The sequence below is a fragment of the Hahnella aquatica (SeqCode) genome (genome assembly GCF_965194505.1).
Taxonomy (GTDB): Bacteria; Pseudomonadota; Gammaproteobacteria; order Burkholderiales; family Burkholderiaceae_A; genus Hahnella; species Hahnella aquatica.
This window is the reverse complement of the sequence record NZ_OZ239144.1, coordinates 165338-186708: the sequence shown is the minus strand read 5'-3', so window position 1 is coordinate 186708 and position 21371 is coordinate 165338. Positions and strand designations below refer to the sequence as shown.

The 21371-nt window shown below is 59.4% G+C and carries 21 protein-coding genes and 1 tRNA gene; 9 read left to right on the top strand and 13 right to left on the bottom strand.

Annotation, left to right across the window (positions count from 1 at the left end):
* The first annotated feature begins 2 nt into the window (after window positions 1-2).
* Complete coding sequence (gene rpe / locus AC8GDA_RS00985; protein ID WP_506556465.1) at window positions 3-713, top strand: ribulose-phosphate 3-epimerase; 711 nt, start codon at window positions 3-5, stop codon at window positions 711-713.
* Between the two features lie 62 nt (window positions 714-775).
* Here the strand turns inward: rpe and AC8GDA_RS00980 are convergent, their stop codons facing one another.
* The 11 genes from AC8GDA_RS00980 to AC8GDA_RS00930 all read right to left on the bottom strand — a co-directional run bounded on the left by AC8GDA_RS00980 (window position 776) and on the right by AC8GDA_RS00930 (window position 13104).
* On the bottom strand, window positions 776-1372 hold the full coding sequence (locus AC8GDA_RS00980; protein WP_506556464.1) for an anthranilate synthase component II: 597 nt from the start codon (window positions 1370-1372) through the stop codon (window positions 776-778).
* A gap of 289 nt (window positions 1373-1661) precedes the next feature.
* Window positions 1662-2633: a polysaccharide deacetylase family protein gene (locus AC8GDA_RS00975; RefSeq protein WP_506556463.1), complete on the bottom strand. Its 972-nt coding sequence runs from the start codon at window positions 2631-2633 to the stop codon at window positions 1662-1664.
* Between the two features lie 14 nt (window positions 2634-2647).
* Window positions 2648-3676, bottom strand: a complete 1029-nt coding sequence (locus tag AC8GDA_RS00970) for a hypothetical protein (RefSeq protein WP_506556462.1) — start codon at window positions 3674-3676, stop codon at window positions 2648-2650.
* Entirely contained in the window at window positions 3676-5106 is a 1431-nt protein-coding gene (locus tag AC8GDA_RS00965; protein WP_506556461.1) for an SDR family NAD(P)-dependent oxidoreductase, read from the bottom strand. Before AC8GDA_RS00965 ends, AC8GDA_RS00970 begins: the two co-directional genes overlap by 1 nt.
* The gene (locus AC8GDA_RS00960; RefSeq protein WP_506556460.1) at window positions 5103-5345 is read right to left on the bottom strand and encodes an acyl carrier protein; all 243 of its coding nucleotides are present in this window, start codon (window positions 5343-5345) and stop codon (window positions 5103-5105) included. The genes AC8GDA_RS00965 and AC8GDA_RS00960 overlap by 4 nt, the downstream gene beginning before the upstream one ends.
* Window positions 5335-7125 carry an HAD-IIIC family phosphatase gene (locus tag AC8GDA_RS00955; RefSeq protein WP_506556459.1) on the bottom strand — a complete coding sequence of 597 codons (1791 nt, stop codon included), beginning with the start codon at window positions 7123-7125 and terminating at the stop codon, window positions 5335-5337. The genes AC8GDA_RS00960 and AC8GDA_RS00955 overlap by 11 nt, the downstream gene beginning before the upstream one ends.
* Window positions 7126-7491: 366 nt before the next feature.
* Complete coding sequence (trpE, locus tag AC8GDA_RS00950) at window positions 7492-9039, bottom strand: anthranilate synthase component I (protein WP_506556458.1); 1548 nt, start codon at window positions 9037-9039, stop codon at window positions 7492-7494.
* Window positions 9040-9081: 42 nt separating this feature from the next.
* The gene (locus tag AC8GDA_RS00945; protein ID WP_506556457.1) at window positions 9082-9855 is read right to left on the bottom strand and encodes a DsbC family protein; all 774 of its coding nucleotides are present in this window, start codon (window positions 9853-9855) and stop codon (window positions 9082-9084) included.
* A complete protein-coding gene (locus AC8GDA_RS00940) occupies window positions 9852-11087 on the bottom strand; it encodes an FAD-dependent monooxygenase (RefSeq protein WP_506556456.1) in 1236 nt (411 codons plus the stop codon). The genes AC8GDA_RS00945 and AC8GDA_RS00940 overlap by 4 nt, the downstream gene beginning before the upstream one ends.
* On the bottom strand, window positions 11087-12385 hold the full coding sequence (purD, locus tag AC8GDA_RS00935; protein WP_506556455.1) for a phosphoribosylamine--glycine ligase: 1299 nt from the start codon (window positions 12383-12385) through the stop codon (window positions 11087-11089). Before purD ends, AC8GDA_RS00940 begins: the two co-directional genes overlap by 1 nt.
* Window positions 12382-13104: a YebC/PmpR family DNA-binding transcriptional regulator gene (locus AC8GDA_RS00930; protein WP_506556454.1), complete on the bottom strand. Its 723-nt coding sequence runs from the start codon at window positions 13102-13104 to the stop codon at window positions 12382-12384. The genes purD and AC8GDA_RS00930 overlap by 4 nt, the downstream gene beginning before the upstream one ends.
* A gap of 93 nt (window positions 13105-13197) precedes the next feature.
* Here AC8GDA_RS00930 and AC8GDA_RS00925 point away from each other — a divergent pair, with 93 nt between their 5' ends.
* The 5 genes from AC8GDA_RS00925 to AC8GDA_RS00905 all read left to right on the top strand — a co-directional run bounded on the left by AC8GDA_RS00925 (window position 13198) and on the right by AC8GDA_RS00905 (window position 17330).
* Window positions 13198-14169: a quinone oxidoreductase family protein gene (locus tag AC8GDA_RS00925; protein ID WP_506556453.1), complete on the top strand. Its 972-nt coding sequence runs from the start codon at window positions 13198-13200 to the stop codon at window positions 14167-14169.
* Window positions 14170-14175: 6 nt separating this feature from the next.
* On the top strand, window positions 14176-14961 hold the full coding sequence (locus AC8GDA_RS00920; RefSeq protein WP_506556452.1) for a tRNA threonylcarbamoyladenosine dehydratase: 786 nt from the start codon (window positions 14176-14178) through the stop codon (window positions 14959-14961).
* A 4-nt stretch (window positions 14962-14965) separates the two neighbouring features.
* Window positions 14966-16552 carry a glucose-6-phosphate isomerase gene (pgi, locus tag AC8GDA_RS00915; RefSeq protein WP_506556451.1) on the top strand — a complete coding sequence of 529 codons (1587 nt, stop codon included), beginning with the start codon at window positions 14966-14968 and terminating at the stop codon, window positions 16550-16552.
* A tRNA-Phe gene (locus AC8GDA_RS00910) sits at window positions 16543-16618 on the top strand. The genes pgi and AC8GDA_RS00910 overlap by 10 nt, the downstream gene beginning before the upstream one ends.
* 61 nt (window positions 16619-16679) lie before the next feature.
* Window positions 16680-17330 carry a cupin domain-containing protein gene (locus AC8GDA_RS00905; protein ID WP_506556450.1) on the top strand — a complete coding sequence of 217 codons (651 nt, stop codon included), beginning with the start codon at window positions 16680-16682 and terminating at the stop codon, window positions 17328-17330.
* Window positions 17331-17339: 9 nt separating this feature from the next.
* On the opposite strand, the gene AC8GDA_RS00900 is transcribed toward AC8GDA_RS00905, so the two are convergent.
* Window positions 17340-17858: a phosphorylase family protein gene (locus AC8GDA_RS00900; protein ID WP_506556449.1), complete on the bottom strand. Its 519-nt coding sequence runs from the start codon at window positions 17856-17858 to the stop codon at window positions 17340-17342.
* A gap of 46 nt (window positions 17859-17904) precedes the next feature.
* On the opposite strand from AC8GDA_RS00900, the gene AC8GDA_RS00895 reads away from it, so the two are divergent.
* Window positions 17905-18426 (top strand): adenine phosphoribosyltransferase, encoded by a 522-nt coding sequence (locus AC8GDA_RS00895; protein WP_506556448.1) that lies wholly within the window; start codon window positions 17905-17907, stop codon window positions 18424-18426.
* A gap of 23 nt (window positions 18427-18449) precedes the next feature.
* Here AC8GDA_RS00895 and AC8GDA_RS00890 read toward each other — a convergent pair whose 3' ends face one another.
* Complete coding sequence (locus tag AC8GDA_RS00890; protein WP_506556447.1) at window positions 18450-18839, bottom strand: H-NS histone family protein; 390 nt, start codon at window positions 18837-18839, stop codon at window positions 18450-18452.
* Between the two features lie 186 nt (window positions 18840-19025).
* Here AC8GDA_RS00890 and AC8GDA_RS00885 point away from each other — a divergent pair, with 186 nt between their 5' ends.
* Both AC8GDA_RS00885 and AC8GDA_RS00880 read left to right on the top strand, forming a co-directional pair.
* Entirely contained in the window at window positions 19026-20837 is a 1812-nt protein-coding gene (locus AC8GDA_RS00885; protein ID WP_506556446.1) for a bifunctional chorismate-binding protein/class IV aminotransferase, read from the top strand.
* Between the two features lie 84 nt (window positions 20838-20921).
* Window positions 20922-21368, top strand: coding sequence for a hypothetical protein (locus AC8GDA_RS00880; protein ID WP_506556445.1), 447 nt, complete (start codon window positions 20922-20924; stop codon window positions 21366-21368).
* Window positions 21369-21371 lie beyond the last annotated feature (3 nt).

Sequence of the window (21371 nt, the reverse complement as noted above, 5' to 3'; positions counted from 1 at the left end):
GCATGCAACATACGAGACTACCGCACTGCATTGCACCAAGCATTCTCTCCGCTGACTTCGCCCGGCTGGGTGAAGAGGTCAAGGCCGTGGAGGCCGCGGGTGCTGGCTTTATTCACTTCGACGTGATGGACAACCATTACGTTCCCAACCTCACGGTGGGCCCGCTCGTCTGCAAGGCCATTCGGCCCCATGTGGAGATTCCCATCGATGTACACCTGATGGTCTCGCCGGTGGATGCCCTCATCACCGATTTCGCCAAGGCAGGGGCCAGCTACATCACCTTCCACCCCGAGGCCTCGCAGCACATCGACCGCAGCCTGCAGCTCATCCACGACCAAGGCTGCAAGGGCGGACTGGTCTTCAACCCTGGTACGCCGCTTGAGCACCTGGACTGGGTCATGGACAAGATCGACATGATTCTGCTCATGAGCGTGAACCCGGGCTTTGGCGGCCAGGCCTTCATTCCCTCCACACTTGAGAAGATCAAGGCCGTGCGGGCCCGCATCGATGTGCACCTGGCCCAGGGCGGCCAGCCCATTCGGCTGGAGGTGGATGGCGGCATCAAGGTGGAGAACATTGCTGCGGTGGCTGCTGCGGGTGCGGACACCTTCGTGGCGGGCTCGGCCATTTTTGGCGCGCCCGATGGCGATGGCCGACACTACCAAGACATCTTCCAGCAGTTTCAGTCGGCGTTAGGCTCGGCCGGCCACTGAAGTAAAGGCCGGGGTAGACGCTCGGAGCTAGCGCACGCTGAGCCACCGAGCCCCACGAGCGACTACAGCGGCGAGGGAATCTCCAGGAAGTTCTGCAGCAGCGCACGCCCCTTTTCCGTGAGGATGGATTCGGGGTGGAACTGCACGCCGTGAATCGGCAAGCGCTCGTGCTGCACGCCCATGATCTCGTCGTCGGCCGTCCAGGCCGTGACCGTCAGGAACGGGGGCAGGCTTGCACGCTCAATGGCCAGGGAGTGGTAACGCGTGACCGTGAGCGGGTTTGGCAGGCCCTTGAAGACACTCTCGCCACGGTGGGTCACGGGCGAGGTCTTGCCATGCATGATGGACTTGGCCCGCACCACCTTGGCACCGAAGGCCGCCCCAATGGCCTGATGGCCCAGGCAAACCCCGAGCAAGGGAATGGGTTTGGGCATCTGGGCCACAGCCTGGATGAGTGCCACCGAAATGCCCGCCTCTGCAGGGCTACACGGCCCTGGTGAAATGACAATGTGCTGCGGCCGCTCGGCAGCAGGGAGATCGAGTAGCGCCGAGACCGTCTGGGCATCATTGCGCACCGTGGTGACTTGTGCACCCAACTCGCCGAAGTACTGCACCAGGTTGTAGGTGAAGGAATCGTAGTTGTCGATCATCAGCAACATAAGGCAGATATCCTAAGGTTTCTTCCGCAACACTTTGCTGGGATTTTGCTTGTTATACCCCTAGAAGCACCCCCAATTTGATTTGGTGCTTTCGCGCTGCGAATGTGCGAATTCAGAAACCGCTATTTCCCCCCATTATTCAGTGCGATGAAGCCCTGATTTCCTGAGGTCATTTGAAGGAGGGGCGTCCTGCCAATCAGGTACATGGAGGACTGGATCAGCGCTCAGCATGAGGGGAAATTGGCGGCATAACGCCGTTGGGTTGGAAGACGAAACAACAGAGTTAGACTCAATGCTCGAAGTAGCGGAAATTTAGTTTAGCGTCCCGATCTTTAGGGAAGTCGTTTGTGTCGAGACGAGGAAGTTTGTAGCGGTTGTCTCGCTGCAAATTGGCCACGCCCACCTCAGTCGTGAGGGCAAACTTGCACCGTCGATCTCCTAGGATCTCAATGGACTGGTCGTCGTAGGACCCATAGGGGTAGCATGCCGTCCACATATCTTGCTCAACGCCAACGTCTAGCAAATACATCAAGGACCTGTCGATCTCGTATTCCACCGCAGACCGATCGAGCTTATTCCACCAGAAATGGTCGTAGCCGTGGCAACCAATATGCATACCATGTCGCAGCATGGCTTTGACCTGTTCGGTGCTCATATATAACTCGCGGCTGAATGAATCCTCATCCATACCGACGGTTTGAACAAAGAGTTCATCCGTAATACGACTTCTGACCTCAAGGGGCAACCCGTGCTGTAGCAGACGTTTGATCAGCATTACTTCCGCTGTGTCGTACTTCGAAGGCTTGGCATATTTCTCCACCAAATCGTCAAAGGGGTCGATAGCATGATCGGCACGAAACCTGTCTAGCTGGTTTTCGATAGCCTTGACCAAAGACGCTTTGTCCGGTTGGCCTGCCAACGTAAAGTGGATTTTATTGACATCCAAGACCGTATTATCGGAGACTGCCTTAACAGGCACATAAAAGCTGCCCTGTATGCCCAGACGATCAAGGAGGGGAAAAACATGAGTATAGTGGTCTATATAGGCATCATCGAAAGTCAATAAGACCGCCTTTTCAGGAAGGAGCTCGCTGCCGTCCAGACTTCGAACTACCTGTTCAGATGTCACGAATTGATAGTGACGGCGCAGGTACTCGATCTGTTCCACAAACAGCTTGTAATCCAGGCCTTTAATTTCGGGGAATCGAGAACTCTTCAGGTCACGAACATAGTGGTACATCACCACAGACAGCTTGCTCATAACTGCACTTTCTATTAGTTTGGCCGGTCCTGATCGCCATCTGCCTTGTAAATGCGTAGTTTCGGAGAAATTTCTTGATCCACGAAAAAATGGATAGGGATGTTTTTTTGCGTGAACGGTTGAAAGTAGTTAGGTATGACGATTTGATCGCTAGTTAGGTCAAGTTTGCTCAAGCAAGCTTGCTGGAGTAATCTTTCATCAAGCCCGAACGACAGCAGATCCATATACTCAATACCCTCATTTTCGAGGATGTCATGAAGTGCATGGGTGACCCATGGTAACAATGATTCATCGCCGATTATGTCTACTACTCGCAGCGCGGATGCGACCTCCACACACACGAGCCGGGCCACTAAAAGCGTGGCTAGCTCGCTGTCGCGATAGATGCCGTAAACACGATAGCGGTAGATTGGATGCTTGAAATATCGATGCTCAAAGTAGGCAATGTCCTTGCGTGGCAGGACATGACTGGCCGTGCCCAAAAAGAAATCTGCTGGAATGTCCTCACAAAACACACTGCGCAGGCTGATACGACTTGAATGCTTAAAGGGGCGTTCCAGGTAGGCAACTTCTGAGGGAATCTTGCCTATCTGGAATGAGCTAATAGCCTTGTTCGGCAGAAAGTGATGATTCATTGTCCCAGTGGCGTAGCCAAGGTACCGGTAAATTCCAATCGTCTGCGGATTGATCCCCAGACATAACACCGTTCGATGTTCTTGTGCCTTGAGATATTGAAGCAATTCAATGCCAAGAACGGGGTTTCCAGTACCGCGTGAGACTTTCCACATGGCGAGCCATACATCACTATCCGCTGCTACTGAGGAGGGAATGAACCCTAAAATGCCATTGATAGAGCCAACATTATTCTCGGAAATGATGAAGTTCAATGCAGGCCCACACTGATGTTGGTAGCGAAATAATTCACTATCTCGAGACAAAATATGGCCAGGCATCCACTCCTTATCTATATATTGCATCAGGCGAGGTAGGTCTTCTTCTAAAGCTTGTCTAATACGTGGAATGTCCGTGGGGAAAGTTGTCATTAATTTGCTCCTGGTTTGGAGAACTCCCGGAGTAGTTCCAGCATAAGCGCCGTATCCCCGTAATCAATTCCCGAGATGCTGGCAGTCTGATCAGTTGCCAACCGGGGCAAACGCGGACATGCGATATTTATATGGGGTCTGTTTTTAACCACCCAGCCAGAATAGGCTTCTGCGGCGGCCTTAGCCACGCAGTATTCGCCCATGGTGGCAGGTAGCTCGTCCAAAAAAACAGTGGACGGCCAAAAATAACGATTCGTGCCGCGTTTTGAAAAATGCTCAATGAGCCGGTGAAATCCCAGCAAATAAAAATCCATGAACTGCTTAAGCCGACTCTCTGCAAAGACTCCTTTTTGACCAGAAAAGATAACGGGAGTTGCAAAGTAATAGATGTCGGTTGGCGCGAAGTCGTTCATTATGGCTGGAACTTCCTCGTCGGGCGTTGTCAAGTCGAACAGGACTGACTGGGCAATGCCGCCATGCAGCGAAATATCTTGCACGATTGCATCGGCATCGGCGACACCGCGACTGTAGGTCAGCAAAACTTGCGCCCCTCCAGCGGCCAGATACTTGGCGGTTACCTCGCCCAGACCGCGTGATCCGCCGATGACCAGCGCCCTCTGCAGCTCGAATTCTGCGTCTGAAACGGACTTCTTTAGGGCCGAATATCCTGGTTGCGGGGTTGCTGATGGCCTGTAGAAGGCCTTTAGCACTGAATCAAAAGTTCTGCCGTTGCAAGCAATGACCAACTGATGGAATCTCGTGTCGTATTCCTGAGTCTTGTAGTGTATGTGGCACGCTTGGCGAATTGCCGTGGCTGGCTTGAGTTTTATTTCAGTGAAGAGCGAATTTAGGCCAGGGGCATGCATGCCAACAACCTTAGTCAATGCAGTCATCTCCGCAACGGCCTGCCCCCCAAAGACGGTAATGAGCCGGGGCCCGTAGAGGTCGACCGCTTTGTCTATATTGAAGGCAATAGAGAACTCACCAACAAGCTCGGCCAAGGCTTCTTCAGCCACCACATCCGGTTGCGTGCCAAATGGCGACTCGCATGTCTTCATGCCTTGAAACTCCTCCAATTGACCAGCCTCACAAGGTATATGCGTGAGACTGATCTTGACCGCCACCTGACCCCCTTGACGCAGTCGAATCGTGGTGTCACACCCAGCGGATGAATCGATATCGATGCTGACCTCTTCGTGCAACAGTAGCGGTTTTGTGAACGAGCAGGTTAGGTCCTGAACTTTGACTGGCCCTGTATGATCGCGTGCAAAGGTGGCCAGCGCCCACAGCATGGCGTTGACGCCATGCACCACGGGCTGGCCATAGATGAGGCGCCTTGAGGCGATGGGATCAACGTGGATGGGATTGAGGTCGTGAGAAAAACTGGCAAATTCAAACTGATCCGCGAGAGTAAAGCGGCGGGTGATCATGAAATCTTTTGCTGTACGGCCTCAACGATCTTGCCAACGTTTGAAAATCCCGCCAGTTCATCAAGTGAGAATCGAACGCCGAAATCGCTTTCGATCTGACTCACAATATTGATGTGAGCCAGCGAGTCCCAGCCTTCCACATCGGTTGCCTCGGTCTGTTCGTTGATGCTCAGAGATTCGTTATCCAAAACGTCCTGAACAATTGATTGAATTTTGCCGAGAATGGTTTTACTGTCCACGATTGACCTTAATGTGGGAATTAAGAACGGTTGCTTTCGATGGGATGCTGTACCGCCAGTGTGTTTCGCCATCGTCCGTGGTCTTTATATTCATGAAACCCAAATGCCTATAGAGGTCGGCCACCATACCGTTTTTCTTGGTTGGCAGGTATTTGCCGATGACCTCCGTGGCGCCACCCTGCCTTACCCTAGCAACAAGCTCATCAAACATGGCAAGTTCCATTTCGCGCTTTAGAACGCGGCAACTCATCAACCAAAGTTCAATTTCGACCTGGTGACCTCGCTTGGCGGCGATCACCACCGATATCAATCCATTGTCGCCAAACCTGTCCCTGAGATGACCGGTCAGGCAGATCATGCTGGGGTGCTGAGCAATGGCTTCGATATCGGCGTAAGTGTAGCGACGCGTGGTCAGGTTAAATTGATTGGTCTTATTGGTAAGCTGCGTGATTCGATCCAAATATTTTGGTTCGAATGGCCGTATCTCGGCACTCATTTCTAGAGAGTCCAAGTACTGTCCATAGTCCAGAAACTGAGACTGCATTTCGTTTCGAGCGGCGTTCGACTCGTAATAGCGCGCCCGGCTCAAGTCTTCATTTGAAATGCTAATTGGCTCGAACAGACCGCTGCGATCGATGATCGCAGCGTATTTCGCGATGTCTTCGCCTACGTCGGGCACGGTCACTTCAGGTGCCTGCTGCTTCACCAGCTCCCGTTCGGCGGGGTTGTCATCAAGAAAGACCAGTGAGTCGATGCCGATATCTATCTGACTTGCGATCGACTTAATGTTTTCCGATTTGGGTTCCCAGTTCGCCTGAAACGCTACAAAGTCTTCAAACTTCAGCACTGAGTGAGGGTGGTTAAAGCCCTCGCGCGCATTATCGAAGTCATTCTTGGAGGATACCGCCAGCAGGATGCCTCGATCGCGCAACTGGCGCAGGTAGGCCTGCAGTTCCAAATGGGCTTCACCTACGGCGGTACCGTTTCCGATCTTGATCTGATCTGCACCGTCGTCCCCGATGACGCCACCCCATAAAGTGTTGTCCAGATCTACCACTAGAGCCTTCTTGGTCTTGCCGAAGATGGCCTTGATAATGGCTGACAGACTTTGAGCAAAGGCGGGAATACACTCAAACGCCAAGGCATATTTGTACAAATACCAGTCTTTTCGGTTGAACCATCTTTCCAGCCCCAACCATGCACTGAGATGATTAATGTCATGGACATAGAAATTAGGATTCTGCCGTGCGTGGTCAGCGATCCGCTCATTCAGACAGCGCACATAGCTGGTTTTGCCACGGTGATCTGAGAAATCAAGGTTGCCGAGTGGGCGCAGAAACGGATTCTCAAAATTATTCTGAATGATCGGGCAACAGTAGATCGTCGATGCGCGCTCCCACAGATGCTTGTAGGCCGCAAACTCGTCATCCAATTTCTTATTCACATCCTCTAGGATGTCCGCCAGCGACGGGTAATTCTGGATATTGACGCCCGTCGTATGAATGAAGATGACATCAGGCGCGAAACGCTTGAGGGGATCGTTGTCGAATGCCAGCTCCTGATAGTACTGGTTGTACTCGGACTCATAGAACTCAGGTTGTATCCCGCCTTCAAGCAGGAAGATCTCAAGAGCATCCCGAATTTCGGCAGTGGTTGACCCGCCAAGAATAGCAATGCGCTTTTTTAAAAGCCCGCTTTGTTGGGCCAGTAGGTGTTTCAGTGATTTTTTCTTTCTGAGAATGTGCTGGGGGTCGATGGGGATGCTGAGGATGGACGTCATTTTGCAAGCTTCGTTTCGGTCTAAATTCACTGATAATCCAAAAGGAAGGGCGGATTTAACGCTACGAATGGGAGTTTCTCCAACACTGTCCGCAAGTGTCAATTCCTAGTTTTGAGGGGGATCCACCAAAACCCCGTATGGCGTCCAATTCTAGCGCCTGCCGCCCGCGACCCTGAGAAGCGGGATTGGTCCGGCGGGTAGCCAGGAGTAAAAAACCACATCCCTGCATCTTCATAGCACTGCAGTGAGTTAGTGGGCCGGAGTTCGTTAAGGGTATCAACTGCCACCTGTTGGAGCGGGGCTGGGTAGATATCGATGATTTCTTGTCGATCATCAGCAGCCGCGTGGGCTGGCCTGGCGTCTTGCTCATGGCTCGAGCCCTTTCTCGGCGATCTCTGCCGCATGCATCACCGCACGCGCCTTGCTCTCGGTTTCTTGCCACTCACTCTCGGCCACGGAGTCGGCCACGATGCCCGCACCCGCCTGCACATAAAGCGTTTCGTCTTTGAGCACGCCCGTGCGAATGGCAATGGCGAGGTCCATCTCGCCGGTGAAGGACAAATAACCGCAGGCCCCGCCGTAGAGGCCTCGCTTTACTGGCTCCAACGCGTCGATGATCTCAAGGGCCCGAATCTTCGGCGCGCCACTCAGGGTGCCGGCCGGAAAGCTGGCCCGCAGCACATCCATGGCCGATAGGCCCGGCTTCAAAATGCCCTCCACATCGCTCACCAGGTGCATGACATGGGAGTAACGCTCCACGACCATCTGCTCGTTGACCTTCACCGTGCCCGTCTGTGCAATGCGGCCGACATCGTTTCGGGCGAGGTCGATGAGCATGAGGTGCTCGGCACATTCCTTGGGGTCTGCCCGAAGTTCTTGCTCCAAGGCCAGGTCTTGCGCGGGCGTCTTGCCCCGCGGGCGCGTGCCCGCGATGGGGCGAATGGTCACCCGGGTGGCGCCATCGGCCACATCGTCTTGACGCACCAGAATCTCTGGTGAGGCCCCAGCGATTTGAAAGTCGCCCATGTCGTAGAAGTACATGTAGGGCGAAGGGTTCAGGCCGCGCAGCGCCCGGTAGAGCGAGAGCGCCGAGCCCTTGAACGATTTCTGCAGCACCTGGCCAATGACCACCTGCATGACATCGCCCGCCGCAATGTATTCCTTGGCTTGGGCCACGGCCTTGAGGAAGTCATCCTTGTGGAAGTCTCTGCGCACCTCGGTGGGCGGGAAGGTCTCGGCCACTGGCGGCACAAAGGGGGCCTTCAATTGCGCCACGAGGGCATCGAGCCGGGCCATGGCAGCGTCGTAGGCCTGGCGCAGACGGGCCTCTGGCCAGGGCGCAGGCGCCTGATCGCCACTCAAGAGGTCACCCGACTCGGCATAGACCCACAAAGACAGGCGTCCCGCGAGGTTGTCGAAGACTGCGAGCTCTTCGGTGAGCAGCAGCAAGACATCGGGCAGGCCCATGGGGTCCGGGCGGGACTTCGCGGCCGCTTGGTCCAGCCGCGGCTCGATGTAGCGAATGGTCTCGTAGCCAAAGTAGCCGGCCAGGCCACCCGCAAAGCGGGGCAGGCCCTCCACCCGTGCGGCCTTGAACTGCGAGAGGTAGGCCTCCACGAACTGAAGTGGATCGCCTTTCAAGGTGAAATCCGGGGCACCCGCCACACTCAGCCGAATGTCGCGGTCACGCGCCTCAATGCGCGTGCGGGCCGGCAGGCCAATGAAGGAGTAACGGCCAAAGCGCTCGCCCCCCACCACCGACTCCAAGAGAAAACTGTTCGGTGCGGCAGCAAGTTTTAAGTAGGCTGACAGCGGCGTGTCGAGATCCGCCTGCAGGCTGCGCACGAGCGGAATGCGGTTGTGGCCCGCACGGGCGAGCGCCACAAACTGCTGGAAATCAACGGCCTGAATCACGATGTGCGATGCTCGATGTGCGCTGGTCGATGTGCTCTAGTTTCAGGGAGACTTCAGCGCGGCCTCCAAGGCCTCTTTGCTCAGGGCCCCCTGCAGGCGCTTTCCACTGCTCACAAAGGTGGTGGGCGTGGCCTGCACACCGAGGCCTTGGCCCAGCGCCAGAATTTTGTCCTTGGGGAAATCGCAATTGGCCGGCGCCGCTGCAGGCTCCTTGCCCTGCATCATCCAGCCCTCCCAGGCGGCCTCGCGGTCCTTGGCACACCAGGCGTTCTTCGAGACCGTGGTCGATTCCGCGCGCAGGATGGGATAGAAGTAGGTGTAGATGGTCACGTTCTCCATGCTCAGCAGCACGGCCCGAAACTTGCGGCAGAAGGAGCAGTAGGGGTCTTCGAAGACCACGATGGTGCGCTTGCCCTTGCCACCATCGCCGCTCACCGTCCTCATGGCGAGTTCCAGGGGCAGCTTGCTGATGTCCACGGCCTGCAACACTTCCATGCGGGCGGCCGTGAGGTTGTTGCCAGACTTCAATTCAATGAGCTGGCCTTCCACCAGGGCGAACTGGCCGTTCTCGTGGGCATACAGAATGTCTTGACCGATGCGCACTTCCACCAGGCCGGGCATGGGTGTCTTGGAGACTGCATCGACCTTGAAGCGGCCCTTGAGCCAGGTCTCCACGGCCGACTTCACCTGCTTGGTGACGGCAGGCGATGCGGGCTCGGGGCCGGCGGGCTTTTGGGCATGCGCCGATGGGCTGAGCACCAAGGGGGCCAGCAGGGCGGCTGAGAGACCACAGGCCATCAGAACGCGCTTGATCATGTTGCTTCCTTCGAAAAATGAAACGTGTCTCTGCTTGAATATGTACGGCCGCTGCCACCCAGGCCACCCACCGCCTGCTGCACCAGGCTACTGCGCAAAAAGGGCCAGGCCGAGATGGCCTGCATGCCCCAGGCCCTTGCAGCGGGCAGGCCCGGCAGGCTGCTGCTCATCAAACGATACAGGGCATCGAGCCCCCACTGCACGGCGGGCACCGCGCAGGCGCGGTCGCGCGCATAGGCACGCAGGATGCGAGCAGCACCGGGGTCGAATGAGCCCAGCCGGGCTTGGCCTGCCAGCAACTGCGCCTCCAGGGCGAGCAGGTCTTGCACCCCCAGGTTCAGGCCATAGCCTGCCAGCGGGTGTACGGTGTGGCCCGCATCACCCACCAGGGCCATGCGACCAGCCACCATGCGATTCACCGACATCATCACGAGCGGCACGGCGGTGGCCTCGGAGATGGCTTGCAACTCACCAAAGCGGTGGTCACTCTCGGTGCTGATGCGCGAGGCGAGGTCTGCCTCGGAGGCCTCCATGAGGCCAGCAGCCGTGGCATGGCCCACTGAAAAAACCATGGAGACCACGTGCGGATCCCGCAGGGGCAGCAGCGCCAAGATGCCATCGGGCCCAAACCACTGGCAGGCCACGCCATGGTGAGGCCTCTCGGTTCGGAAGGCGGCGACCACGGCCTGCTGGCCGTAGTCACGCCGGCGCCACAGAAGGCCTGCTCGGCGCCGCAGCATCGACTGCGCACCATCGGCAGCCACCACGAGGTCCGCCCCCAAAGGCCTGCTGCCGAGGTTGTCTCGAAAGGCTTGGAGGTCGGATTCCGACAAGGGGGTCTCGGTGCGTGTGAGGTTTGGCACACCGGCCCGCACAGTCGCCTCACAGGCGGCCAAGAGGTCTGCATGCGAGACCATCTGCGCCAGGGCCGCCTCGCCCACATCGGCCGCAAGAAAATCCAAGCGGGCAGCCGGTGCCACCTGAAAGACTTCCATGCGCGCCACCGGTTGGGCCACGTCTGTGAGGTGCGCCCAGACCCCAAGCCGCTCGAGCAAGGCCACAGTGGGGGGTGCCAGGGCATAGGCGCGCGCCTGGGCGGCATCTGCACGTTGGGCCGGCTCAGGCGGGCCGACCCAGCGGGTGGCAATGCCCAGCCGGGACAGGCTGAGTGAGCTCAAGGCACCCAGAATGCCGCCGCCCACCACCACAGCCGAGGGCTGCGCGCGGTTCATCACTTTAGGGCCCGCCAGCCAATGTCTCGGCGGGCATGCATGCCTTCAAAACGAATCTGGTCCACGAGCTTGTAGGCCTGGGCCTGGGCGTCTTTGAGGTTGTTGCCGAGCGCTGTGGCGCAGACCACGCGGCCACCACTGGTGATCAACTGGCCGTCTTTCATCGCGGTGCCGGCATGGAAGACACGGGCGTCGTCGGTGTTGGCTGGCAGGGCCGTGATCGGGTCTCCTGTGCGAGGGGCGTCGGGGTAGTGCTGCGCGGCCACAACCACACCCACGGCGGGGCGGGTGTCCCAGAGGCTGTCGGCCATGGCCTCGGCCTGGGCGAGCCGGCCCTCGATGGCCCTCTCCACAAGTAGGGTGAAGTCGCCGCGCATGCGCAGGAAGATGGGCTGAGTCTCAGGGTCGCCCAGCCGGCAATTGAATTCCACCACCTTGGGGGTGTCCTGGTGAATCATGAGGCCCGCATACAGAAAGCCGGTGTAGGGATGGCCTTCGGCGCGCATGCCCTGAAGCACCGGCCGAATAACCTCGCGCATGACCCGCGCAAAGACCTTCGGCGTGACCACGGGCGCAGGCGAATAGGCGCCCATGCCGCCGGTATTCGGGCCGGTGTCGCCATCACCAACCCGCTTGTGGTCTTGGCTGGTGGCCAGTGCAAAGGCATCTTGGCCATCGCACATGACGATGAAGCTCGCCTCCTCGCCCTCCAAGAAGTCTTCAATCACCACACGCGCACCGGCATCACCAAAGCGGTTGCCCAGCAGCATGTCATCGATCGCCGCATGCGCCTCTGCAAGGGTGGGCGCCACCACGACGCCCTTTCCGGCCGCAAGACCATCGGCCTTGATCACGATGGGCAGGCCCGGATGGCGCTCTGCCTGGGCCGCGGCGTAGGCCCGGGCCGCCGTGGCATCGGAGAAGGTCTCGAAGGCGGCGGTGGGAATGTGGTGCCGCTTCATGAACTGCTTGGCGAAGTCCTTGGAGGCCTCGAGTTGCGCGGCTGCCTGGGTGGGGCCGAAGATCTTTAAGCCCCGCGCGCGAAAGAAATCCACCAGGCCCGCGGCCAAGGGAGCCTCGGGGCCCACGATGGTCCAGGCCACTCCCTCGCGCTCAACGAAATCTGCGAGCTCAGCCTGCTGGCGAACGGGGTCGATGGGAAGGTTGATGAGGTCTGGGTCGGCCGCGGTTCCGCCGTTGCCCGGCGCCACATAGACACACTGCACCCGCGGGGAGCGGGCGATTCGCCAGGCCATGGCGTGCTCTCGTCCACCACCACCCACCACCAAGACCTTCATGCAATCACCACATTCGAGTAGACGGCCTGCACATCGTCGAGGCCCTCCAAGGCATCGAGGAGCTTTTGCATCTTGGCGCCATCCTCGCCGGTGAGTTCGTTGTGGGCATCGGGCCGCATGGTGACCTCGGCCAGCTCAGGTGCCAGGCCCTTGGCCTCGAGCGCGGCGCGAATGGTGGAGAGCTCGGCGGGGCCCGTGAGCACCTCGATGGCGCCTTCGTCATCGGTGATCACGTCTTCAGCGCCCGCTTCCAAGGCCGCCTCCATGACGGCATCTTCCGAGGTGCCCGGCGCAAAAAGCATCTGGCCGCAGTGCTTGAACATGAAGGAGACGGAGCCATCGGTGCCCAGGTTGCCGCCGTGCTTGGAGAAGGCATGGCGCACCTCGGCCACGGTGCGGGTTCGGTTGTCCGTGAGGCAGTCCACGATCACCGCGGCGCCAGCAATGCCGTAGCCCTCGTAGCGAATCTCTTCGTAGTCCACGCCATCGAGCTGGCCGGTGCCGCGCTTGATGGCATCCAAGACCTTGTCCTTGGGCATGTTGGCGTCGCCCGCTTTGTCCATGGCCAGGCGCAGCCGAGGGTTGATGCTCGGGTCGCCGCCGCCCATCTTGGCGGCCACGGTGATTTCCTTGATCAGTCGGGTGAAGATGCGGCCACGGCGCTCATCCTGACGGCCCTTGCGGTGCTGGATGTTGGCCCATTTTGAGTGTCCTGCCATGAGGGGTCTGTTCGCTTTCCTGATGAGACGGGCACCCAGGGTGCGCCACACGCGTTTGAAGCCACTATTATGGTGCTTTTACAGGAGAACAGCATGACCAAGGCAGTCCAGATTCGTGAGACCGGTGGCCCCAGCGTGATGAACCTGGTGGACGTGAACGTTGGCCAACCCGGCCCTGGTGAAGCGCTTGTGCGCCACCATGCGATTGGCCTGAATTACATCGATGTCTACTTCCGAAGCGGTGTGTACCCGGCAGAAAACCTGCCCGTCACACTCGGCATGGAAGGCGCGGGCGTGGTGGAGGCCGTGGGCTCGGGCGTGACCCATGTGAAGGCCGGCGACCGCGTGGCCTATGCGGGCCGCCCCATGGGCGCCTACTGCGAGGCACGCGTGATGCCCGCGAGCCTGCTCATCAAACTGCCCAAGACCATCAGCTTTGAGACAGGTGCAGCCATGATGCTGCAAGGCATGACGGTGCAGTACCTGTACCGGCGCACGGCCAACCTGCAAAAGGGCCATACCATTCTGTTCCACGCGGCCGCGGGTGGCGTGGGCCTCATTGCCATGCAGTGGGCCAAGCTCATGGGCGTGAAAGCCATTGGCACGGTGGGCTCGGATGAAAAAATGGCCCTGGCCAAGGCTGCGGGTGCGGCCCATGTCATCAACTACAACAAGGAAGACTTCGTGGCCCGGGTGAAGGAGATCACCAACGGCCGCGGCGTGGACGTGGTCTACGACTCGGTGGGCAAGACCACCTTCGACAAGTCTCTGCAGTGCCTTCGCAAGTACGGGCTGATGGTGAGCTTTGGCAATGCCTCGGGCAAGGTCGCCCCCTTCGACCTCGCCCAGTTGAATGGCCACTTGTTCATCACGCGGCCCTCGCTCATGCCGTATACGGCCACGCGCGAGGAGTTGGAGTCCACGGCTGGGGAGTTGGTGGACATGGTGGGCAGCGGCAAGATCAAGATCAACATTGCGCAGCGCTACGCCCTGGCGGACATCGTGCAGGCCCACACCGACCTCGAGGCCCGCAAGACCTCGGGCTCGACCATCCTGCTGCCTTAAAACCACATGGCCCAGGCAGGCGGCGTGCCGCGGGCCTTGGCGAGCAGCGCACGGCTGCTCTCCGAAGAGGGGTTTGCCCGCCTGCGGTTGAGCACCGTGGGCGTGGTGGGCCTGGGCGGTGTAGGGGGGTGGGCGGCCGAGGCGCTCGCCCGCTCGGGCGTGGGCGGCCTGGTCTTGGTGGACATGGACCACGTGGCCGAATCGAATCTCAACCGACAGGTGCAGGCCACCCACCAGACCTTGGGCCAGGCCAAGGTGCAGGCCTTGGCGGACAGACTGCGAGCCATCGCGCCTGCGATGTCGGTGTATCCGGTGGAGGATGAACTCACGCCCGAGAATGTGTCGGCGTTCTTGGCCGGCGGTGGTGTGTCGGGCGGTGGATGGCCCGCACCACAGGTGTGGATTGATGCCTGTGACGACCTGCGTGCCAAAAAGGCCCTGGTGCTCGCCATGCCCGCACGCAGTCGGCCACGCAGCCTGTTGGTGAGTGGGGGGGCGGGCGGCAAGCTCGACCCCACCCGCATTCGCGTGGGGGACTTGGCCGACACCAAGCAAGACCCGCTGCTCTCCAAGCTTCGTTACAGCCTGCGCCGGCAGCATGGCTTTCCACGGGCAGGGGCCATGCGGATTCGGGTGGTGAGTTCAGATGAACCGGCGCGCGCCACCGAGGGCTGCGACCCCGCCGCAAGGCTGGCCTGCGCAGGCTACGGCTCCATGGTGACGGTGACTGCGAGCATGGGGCTGGCGGCCGCCGCAGAGGCCATGCGCCTGATCACCACTGGGCGACAATAGACATATGAAGACATCGCCTGCGCTCACACCACCGCAATCACGGCCGCAGTGGGCGCGGCTCGAGGCACTCGCTGCGCGAGTGGCACCCCTGCAAACACTGGTGCAGCAGACCAATGGCCGCGGCCCCCTGCAGTGGCAGGCCTGCGGCATCACGCTGGAGTCCCATCACCAACGGCTGGATGCTGAAGTAACCCAGGCGCTCTGCGAACTTGCCCAGGCATGCGACCTTCCCGGCCAGTTAAAGGCCATGGCCGCAGGCGAGATCGTGAACCACACAGAGCAACGCGCGGCCTTGCACATGGCCCTGCGCGGCCCTGCGGATGGACCCTGGGGTGCGGAGATTGGGCAGGCGGTGCAGTCGGCCCGGGCGCGCATGTTGAGCCTCGCGCAAGACGTGCATGAGCAGCGCTTGAAGGGTGCGCGCGGCCAGGTGCTCAGTCATGTGCTGAACACCGGCATTGGGGGTTCTGAGACCGGGCCTCGGTTAGTGGTAGAGGCCCTTGGCGCTGCAGGTGTGGGGCCCAAGGTGTCGTTCTTGTCCGTGCCCGATGCCCAGCATGTGGCCCAAACGTTGGCCAGCCTTGATCCGCACCAGACCCTGGTGGTGGTCTCGAGCAAGACCTTCACCACACAAGAGACCATGGCCATCGCGCAGCGTGTAAAGGCATGGCTTCTGGCGGCCGGCCTCTCGGCCGACGAGGCGGGGCAGCAGATGGTGGCGGTGACCACTGCGGCGGAGAAGGCTCTTGCCTTTGGCATTCCAGCACCGCAGGTGCTGCCGTTTTGGGATTGGGTGGGCGGACGCTTCTCCGTCTGGTCGAGCGTTGGGTTCGTGGCCGCCGCAAAGATTGGGCGCGCCGCCTTTGAAGATTTCCTGGCCGGCGCCCAGGCCATGGATGCGCATGTGTTGTCTGCGCCGATTGAAGAAAACCTTCCCATGCAGCTTGCCCTGCAGGGCATTTGGAACCGAAATTTTCTGGGCTGCTCCAGCCTGGTGGTGGCGCCCTACCGGATGCAGTTGGGCCATGTCACCGCGCATGTGCAGCAGCTCGACATGGAATCCAATGGCAAGTCGGTGCACTGGGATGGCACGGCCTGCACCGTACAGACGGGCCCCAAGGTCTGGGGAGGCGTGGGCATCACCGGCCAGCATGCCTACTTCCAGTTGCTGCACCAGGGCATGCACACCGTGCCCGTGGAGTTCATTGGGGTGCGGCCCGTGCGTGGGGCCGATGGGCAGGTGGATGCGCTCGACCGTATCATGGTGGCCAACATGCTGGCGCAGTCCGAAGCGCTGGCCATGGGCCGCGATGCAGAGCAGACCCGCGCAGGGCTGACCGCCGAGGGGTTGGATGCTGCGGCCGTAGAGGCACTCTCGCCACACCGGTCTTACCCCGGGGGGCGACCCAGCAGCCTGATCTGGCTCGATGCCCTCTCGCCCCGACACCTGGGCAGCCTGATTGCCCTCTACGAGCACAAGGTGGTTTGCCAGGCCATGGTCTGGGGGATCAACCCGTTTGACCAATGGGGGGTGGAGTTGGGCAAATCCATCGCCCAGCGCTGCGATATACTGCGCGTCTTGGCCAAGTAGCTCAGTTGGTAGAGCAGCGGACTGAAAATCCGCGTGTCGGTGGTTCGATTCCGCCCTTGGCCACCACTTCCATGCGCGCGTCGCTCGACGCTCATTACAGCCAAGACACCCCTCGTCTTCAGCGCCCATGAACTGTAACGACGATTATCAGCAGCGTGTGGTCCTGAACCACAACGAGCTCCCTTGGGTACCGAGCCCTGAGGCTGGCGTCCATCGACGACTACTGGACCGATGCGGTGATGAGGTGGCACGTGCCACCTCCATCGTGCGCTACGAGCCGGGTGCTCGTTTCCCAGAGCACCGTCACGATTTTGGCGAGGAGATCCTTGTTTTGGAGGGCACCTTCAGCGACGAGACAGGCGACTACCCCGCTGGCACTTACTTGATGAATCCACCGGGGTCGAGCCATGCACCCTTTAGCGAGACTGGCTGCGTACTGTTTGTGAAGCTCCGGCACCTGGGAGCGGACCAGCAGCACCGAGAAATCGTAGACACCACAAGGGCTCCTTGGCAACAGGGCCTGGTACGCGGCCTGCATGTCATGCCGCTTATGCAGCAGGGCACTGGCTCCACCATGGTCCGTTGGGCTCCCCACACTTACTTCAACCCGCACCGACATTTCGGAGGCGAAGAGATTTTCGTCGTTAGCGGCGTTTTCGAGGATGAGCATGGCCGGTATCCGGAGGGCTCATGGATTCGGAGCCCCCACATGAGCATGCACCAGCCCTTTAGCAAGGAAGGCTGCACCATCTTCGTGAAGACTGGGCATTTGGTCTAAGGAGCCCGCCTAGATTAAGCGAGCGAGCACGGACTTGAATTCGGCCTGGCCGCGATGCACATTGGCCTGCCAGTCGCCACCCGACTCCTCATTGGCGTAATCGGTCACGTACTTGAAGGCCCGCCACGGCACGCCCTCGCGGTGGCACACGGCCGCAATTGCAAAGAGTTCCATGTCCACGACGCTCACCCCCTGCGCCACCAGCCATGGATCTACAGAGGTCACAAATGCGTCTCCACTCCCACACACCACACCGGGATGGCCGGACGCGAACGCCGAGGGTGAATCATCGAATGGGGTCTCGCCCCTCGGGGCCAACGGCTCGGCCACCATGTCAGACTGAATCACGCGTGAAACCTCCACGAGCCCCGAGACCGACCGATTCAAACCCCCAGCGGTGCCGTAGTTCACAACCAAGCTCGGTCTGTTCGACTGCAGCCACTTGGTGAGCGCATAGGCGGCATTGAGTTTTCCAACCCCTGTGTAGAGCACCCCAGGGTGCTCCAACTCGGTTCGCAACGCGGTCACGATCAAAATAGAATTCGACAAGGCCATCTCACACAAAGGAAAACGAATGAATCTATTGGATCACATACCGGTGGTATTCGATTTTCCAAAAAAGGGAATTGGATTCCGAGATGTCTCTCCCCTTCTGGCGCATCCAGAGGCCTTTGAGATGGCCACCCAGAAAATGGCAGCGCTCTTTCCAGTGGCTGACATCTCCCACATTGCCGGAATTGAATCTCGTGGATTCATATTCGGAGTGGCCATGGCCCGCCTGCTTGGAAAACCATTTGTCATGGTTCGCAAGGCCAATAAGCTCCCGCCCGAGACCTTTCGAATTAGCTATGACTTGGAGTATGGGCAAGACCACCTGGAAATAAGAAGGGATGTCTTGACCTCAGGTGACCGGGTTTTGCTGGTGGACGATGTACTGGCCACCGGGGGAACAGCCATGGCGGCCGCCAAACTCATTGAGATGAGTGGCGCAAAACCGATTGGTTTAGCAGTGCTTTTGGAAATTGCGCCATTAAAAGGCGCTCAGCGCTGTTTACAACGGGGTTTGACAACCCGGGCTGTCATTCAAATTGATTGATTGAAGCCCGGGCCAAACCTGAATTACATGGTGGTGGCGGCAGGAATCAGGAACGATTCAACCGTGCGGCCATTGGCCACAGCCTCGGCGAGCCATTTGGGCATTTTGCCGCGACCCGTCCAGGTGTTTCCAGCGCCATCACGGTATTTGGGTGCAACCTTCACGCCCGTGCCTGCACGCTTGGCGCGAGGCTTACGGCCGGCCTTGGCAGCAGCAGGCTTGGCGGCCTTGCGGCCACGCTTGCCAGCAGCTTTTGCGGCCCCTGAGAAACCGAGTTCTTCAGCAGAAATTCCATACTCAGCGATTTGACGCTTGATGGTTTTCAAAACAGATGAATACTCTTCCTTGCGCTGACGCTCCGCCTGCTTACGGAGTTCTTCAATCTGAGACATCATTTCTGAATACGTAGCCATATTTACAATTCCTATATGTTTATGGAGTGGGGGAGGTGGCGCTGATTATCTCTGCCATATTTGAATATTAGTATTTGATTTTAAAAATGGCAAGAAAAGGCGATTAAGAAGCCCTTTTATTTGTAAATATCCGGAAACAGAATGGGCCAATTGGCCGATATTCAATGTGGGCGTTAGCATGCAGTCATGTACCTGCTCGATGACTGCCAAAGCACGGCAGACCGGCCCACCAGTCGCCTCTATGAGGGTCTTCAAGAAACCATCGTCGCCCGCACCGGCACCGAAGTCTCTGCGGCGCTACTGGCCATCGAAGATTGCACTTCGCGCGGACATCCAGTGGTGGTGGTGTTCTCCTATGAACTGGGAGAATGGCTTCAAGGCCTTCCCAGTCGGGGCGAGCAACACATTCCCCTGGTGACCGCCCTCGCCTTTGAGCGGGTGCAACTGCTCTCCAGGGCCGAGGTGGACGACCTCCTTCAGGCAGCTGACCCAGCCACCGAAGCACAGGCAGCTGGACTTCTATGCCCCAGCCCCAGCCTCTCTGAGGCAGCCTTTGCAAAAGACATTTCCACCATTCATGAGGAGATCCGCGAGGGCACGTTTTATCAGCTGAACCACACCTTTACCTGGTCTGGCGGCTGGTACGGCAGCCCGCTGGACCTCTACCGACGCCTTCGGGCTCGGCAGCCCACGCGCTTTGCGGCCCACCTGCCCCTGGCCGATGAGACGCTGCTCTCGTTCTCGCCCGAGTGGTTTTTAGCCTGCCAAGACGGTGAACTGGTGGCCAAGCCCATGAAGGGCACGCTTTCAAAAGGCCAAGACCCGCAGTCCGCCCTGCGGGATGACCCGAAGAACCAGGCCGAGAACATCATGATCGTGGACCTGATTCGAAACGACCTGGGGATGATCAGTGAGGTCGGCAGCGTGACGGTGCCAAGCCTCTTCGAGGTGGAGGAGGTGGGTGAGCTCTATCAGATGACCTCGAGCATTCATGCACGGTTACGACCTGACACCAGCTTGGAAGAGGTCTTGCGCGCCACCTTTCCGTGTGGATCGGTCACGGGTGCGCCCAAGCGAAAGGCCATGGAATGGATTCAGCGCCTTGAACCGCAGGGACGCGGTGCCTACTGCGGCAGTGTGGGCTGGATCGACCCGCCCGCGCTCGCCGCCGATGGGCGCAGCCGCAAACGGCTGGGCGACTTCGCTTGGAGCGTGGCCATCCGGTCGGTGAGCCTGCGCGCAGACCGGTTCCAGATGGGTGTGGGTGCTGGCATCACCATCGACTCCTCGGCCCCCGCGGAGTGGGAGGAGTGCCGCATCAAGGCTGGCTTTCTCACGGGGCTTCCTGCCGCCCACGGCCTCTTTGAAACCATTCGCCTCGAGGGCCAGGCGCCACAGCAGCTCGATGCCCACCTGAGCCGCATGGCGGATTCCGCAGCCTCGCTGCACCTGCCCTTTGATGCCTCACAAGCCCGCGCTGCCATTCAAGCGGCCTTGAAGAGGAGCAGGCCCGAGGGGCTGGGCCGTCTTCGTCTCTCGCTCTCACCGGCAGGAGAATGGACTGCGAGCATTCATGCGGTCGCGCCACTGGACACACCTGTGCGAATCTTTTGGGCTCGAACCCTCCTGCCCGATCTCGTGTGCCCGCCATCGACCGACCCCTTGTTGCGGCACAAGACCACACGCCGCGGCTTCTACGATGCCGCCTGGCAGGCCGCGGAGGCGGCGGGTGGCTTCGATGCAATCTTTGTCAATGAACGGGGGCATGTGACCGAGGGCGGGCGCAGCACGGTCTGGATCGTGCGCAATGGGCGGTGGATCACACCACCCTTAGAGGACGGTGTGCTGCCAGGCATCGAGCGAGCACGCATGCTGGCCGACCCAGACCTGCCAACGCTGGAGCAGTCCATCACGCCCGAAGACCTCTTGGCAGCCGATGCGGTGTGGGTCGTCAATGCGCTGCGAGGGCGACTGCCCGCCATCTTGACAGCGGCCTGACCTGTTGGAGCAACGCCACAAATGTTGGCATTTGTCATAAAAGTCTGAGAAACTGCCACTCCCGTGTGTCTGGAGGGCTGGACATTGTCTCAACAAGCATCTTCGCGGATTGGAAAAGCGCTGGCCGTTGGGCTGGGCTTGGTCTTTCTATCCGGATGCGCAAGCCACTCCCAGCGTGCGGTGGCCCTGCTGGATTCCAGCAAGCCCGAGGCCCAGACCACAGACTGCCAATCGGCTGTGAAAAAAGCCGAGGTGCAGGACACCCTCAAGAACACACGCGTGATCGCGGCCCCAGCCCTGGTGGTGCTCTCCGGAGGCCTGCTTGCACTGCCCGTGCTGGCAGCCAACCTTGGGCTTGAGACCTACGACCAAGTGGATGCAGCCACCATCGCCGAGTCTTGCGGTGGTGAGGTGAAAAGTGTGGAGCGCATCGCCCTTGAGATTGGTGGCACCGCTGCCATGGGGCTTGTGGGTGGCGGCACCCTTGGCGGTTCGGCGGGTGATGCCGGACGCGCCTCGGTGGGACGCTGAGAC